This is a genomic window from Amnibacterium sp., assembly GCF_025463795.1.
Lineage (GTDB): Bacteria > Actinomycetota > Actinomycetes > Actinomycetales > Microbacteriaceae > Amnibacterium.
Genome location: NZ_JAODBE010000149.1, coordinates 1 through 3452 on the forward strand (window position 1 = coordinate 1; position 3452 = coordinate 3452).

Annotated in this window: 3 protein-coding genes; 1 reads left to right on the forward strand and 2 read right to left on the reverse strand. The window is 71.3% G+C overall.

Annotation, left to right across the window (positions count from 1 at the left end):
* Positions 1 to 255: 255 nt before the first annotated feature.
* Both JWQ92_RS12710 and JWQ92_RS12715 read right to left on the reverse strand, forming a co-directional pair.
* Entirely contained in the window at positions 256 to 1206 is a 951-nt protein-coding gene (locus tag JWQ92_RS12710) for a universal stress protein (RefSeq protein WP_297344828.1), read from the reverse strand.
* A gap of 559 nt (positions 1207 to 1765) precedes the next feature.
* Positions 1766 to 2788 carry a universal stress protein gene (locus tag JWQ92_RS12715; protein ID WP_297344829.1) on the reverse strand — a complete coding sequence of 341 codons (1023 nt, stop codon included), beginning with the start codon at positions 2786 to 2788 and terminating at the stop codon, positions 1766 to 1768.
* A 452-nt stretch (positions 2789 to 3240) separates the two neighbouring features.
* On the opposite strand from JWQ92_RS12715, the gene JWQ92_RS12720 reads away from it, so the two are divergent.
* On the forward strand, positions 3241 to 3441 hold the full coding sequence (locus JWQ92_RS12720; protein WP_297344830.1) for a YegP family protein: 201 nt from the start codon (positions 3241 to 3243) through the stop codon (positions 3439 to 3441).
* Positions 3442 to 3452: the final 11 nt, after the last annotated feature.

Genomic DNA, 3452 nt, shown 5'->3' on the forward strand with positions numbered 1-3452 from the left:
CCTGCCGCCCTCGTGCCCGGCTTCCCATCTTCGTGAGTGTAGGCAGGAGGCGCAGTCACGCCTCTCCGATCGGCCAAAGGGGCACGGCGGCCAGGCCGGCCTGTCCCGTGCCGCCTCGCCGGCCATATCGCGTAAGCAAGGACGGGCCGCGTCAGAACGGGGATTGGAGGTAGGAGGGAGACCGACCCACCTCGCCGGGTCGCACCCCTCGGTCACCCTCGACGCCTACATCGGCCGCGGAGGGCCACCTCGGCATCAGGCGGCGGGGAGGGCGACCGCCGGCGACCGGACCCGCTGCACGGTGCGCTCCGCACCGCCGGGCACCACCAAGACCGGGCATTCCGCGTGCTCGGCCACAGGCAGGCTCACCGAACCGAGCAGCACGCCCGCCCACTGGCTGTGCCCCATCCGCCCCACCACCAGGAGGTCCGCGGTGCGGCTCGCGTCGACGAGCACCGCGGCCGGCGTGCCCTCGCGAACCTCGGTCCGCAGACGCGGCGGCCGTCCGTGCAGGAACGCGGCGGACACCTGCTGCTCGAGCGTCCGCTCCGCGGCCGCGCGCGCCTGGTCCCGAAGCTCAGGTCGTCCGTCCGGCCGCTTGCCGCTGTAGCGCCAGGCGGTCACCGCGAGCAGCTCGGCGTCGAGCTCGTCCGCGGCCTGAGCCGCCGTCCGGAGCAGCTCCACTCCAGCGAGACCCTGTCCGACTGCGACGACCACCCGGGCGCCGCTGCGCGCCTCCTGGGCGTCGGTCAGCGCCGAACCGGAACGCACGACGAGGACCGGACAGTGCGCGTGCATCGTGCACGCCATGCTGATCGAGCCGATCAGCAATCCGCCGAACCCCCCGTGTCCACGGCTCCCGACGACGAGCAGGTCGGCGCCGTCGCTCGCCGACACGAGGGCTGCCGCGGGCGCCTCCGGTGTGACGATGGGGTGGACCTCGATGAGTGGATGCTCACCGAGCGCGGTCCGGACCGCCTCCTGCAGGGTCGTCTCCGCCTCCGCGCGGATCTCCGGCAGCAGCACCAGAGGAGCGCCGTAGCCGACCGGTGCCGCCCAAGCGTTCACGGCGTCGAGGGTGCCGCCGCGTGCCGCGGCCGCCCAGGCGCCGGCCTTGATGGCGGCGAGGGAATCGGGCGACCCGTCGACGCCCACGACGATGCGGGGTCGCGTCGCGCCTCGCTGGTCCAGCTGCTGCTCGTTCATGTGGTCCACAGTGCGCGCAGAACGGTCCCGCGACCAGGGACGAACGTCCCGTGGTGGGCCGAGCGCGCAAGCAGCAGGCAAAGAGGGCGCGAGCGCCGGCGCGGGCCCGGCCTGGGCACACTCCACGTCCGCGCAGCCGACCTCCGACCGCATCCGATGGGCTCGGCGCGAGGAACCCGCCGCCCTGCATCACGAGGTAGTTGACTGGGTAGATCTCCGGCTGGCCGAGACGTGTCACGGCGACCCGGCCGTAGTTGTGGGCTCGTAGCAGCTCCCAGCTGGCGCGGGCGTCCAACTGCTCCATCGTGGGAATGGTCGTCTGATTCATGGGTCCTCCAGGCCGGCCGCCCTGCCCCGGCCGGCCTCTCGTTCCCCGGACCAGGGAGCGAGGGCCGAAGGCCCGTCCAGCGGGTGGCGGGATGTCAGGGCCGTCGCCGACGATCCGCGTGTGGGCTCCGGAGCGGATCGGGACGGCGACGGATGGAGAGATCCCCTCCGCGGCCAGTCAACGGACGTTGTCGCTGCCTGACGGAAGCCGTCCAAGTGAGCGTGCGCGTCGTCATGCGCTGGTCGTTCCATGGGCGTCCGGTGTCGCACGTACCACGAGCACGGGACAGTCGGCGTGGCCGGCAGTCGTAAGTGGGATCGCCCCCGTGAATGCCTCAACCAGTGCACTGCGGCTCCGGATGCCGACGACCAGGAGATCCGCGTGCTCGGCCTCGTCGACAAGCACCGCAGAGACGCCGCCCTCCCGGATGATGCGGTGAACCGCCTTCCGTCGGGCGGGCGGGACGACCTCCTCAACTGCGGCGTCCTGCTGAGCCTGCGCTACCGATCCGACGGCATCGCGGAAATCGCTCATGGTGTCGAGGTCGCCGTCGAATGTGTCCCACACGGTCACGACGTCCAGCCGGGCTTCGAGCAGGGCTGCGGCGCGGTCAGCCGCCGCGAGTGCGTGGATGGACGGCGCCTCCCAGTCGACGCCCACCACGACCCGCCGGATGCCCGGCCCATCGACATCGCTGGTCGGAGCCGCCCGCACCTCCTGACCCAGCACCAGCACCGAGCAGGCCGAATGCACGACCGTTGACATCGCCGTCGACCCGAGCAGCAGCGAGCCGAATCCGCCGTGGCCGCGTCGGCCGACCACGACGAGGCGTGCCCGCTCGCTCTCCCGGACGAGCGCGGCGCTTGGGGCGCCACCGCGGACGACCCGCAGCAACCTGGCGGGTGGCCGGTCACCGAACGCCCCGCGGATCGCAGCGCCCTGGAGCTCCGCGGTCTCGCGCTGGAAGTCAGGGACCCGCAGGGGCGTCCGCCCGAAGGTCGGCGGCTGCGGCCAGGTGGTGACGACGACGAGCGTCGCGTTCATGACCTCGCCTGCGCGCGCGGCCACACGAAGCGCTTCGATCGAATCGTCTGATCCGTCCACTCCGACGACGACACGATCCTCGGTGCTGGTCTCTGCGGTGCTCATCGTCCGATCGTCCGGCTTTGACGACGGTGCCGCCAAGGGACGAAGGTCCCACGTGACCGGCGCCCGGCCGGTCACGGGCGCGTTTTCGCCATGCTTGAGGATCACCAGGTGGGAGGCGTGTCTCCCGCCTTCCGCTGGCTTCGCCGCTGCTCGCGTTGACAGATTGGAGGCTGAACAACCCTGCGATGCCGGGAAGGAGGACGGGCATGACGCGAAGGAAAGGGGCGAGACCCCCTCGGTGCCGAATGGGGCGCGATCATCGCCGCGAGATGTTAGCCCCGCACCGTCCGGCGGACCCGTCCGCCCTTCTCGAGGATCGGATCGCTACGGCCGCGATCAGTGCTGCATGCCTGGCAGTAACACGAGTCGGGCCGCGACGGAGTCAGGAATGCTCCTCGTGACCTCCGTCATGGGGCCAAGTCCGTCTGTGGAGGGACCTCCCAACGCCGTGCTCTTTTCCTCCACCCCTCGCTGAGCTGGAGCGCGGTTCACCGGCGGTGGCCTTGAACACGGCGCGTAGGGTGCCGAGCGAGCCAACGAGGAATGGAGCACATCTCATGCCCGGAACGTTCGAGCTGTACCAGGACGAGAGCGGCGCGTACCGCTTTCGGCTCAAGGCGAGCGACGGGCAGGTGATCGCCAGCTCGGAGGGCTACGAACGAAAGGGCGGGGCCCTCAGCGGCATCGATTCCGTCCGGCAGAACGCCGCAGACGCCAATGTCGACGACCAGACGCACCCGCCCCAGACGCCCGCGTGACCGGCTTCACG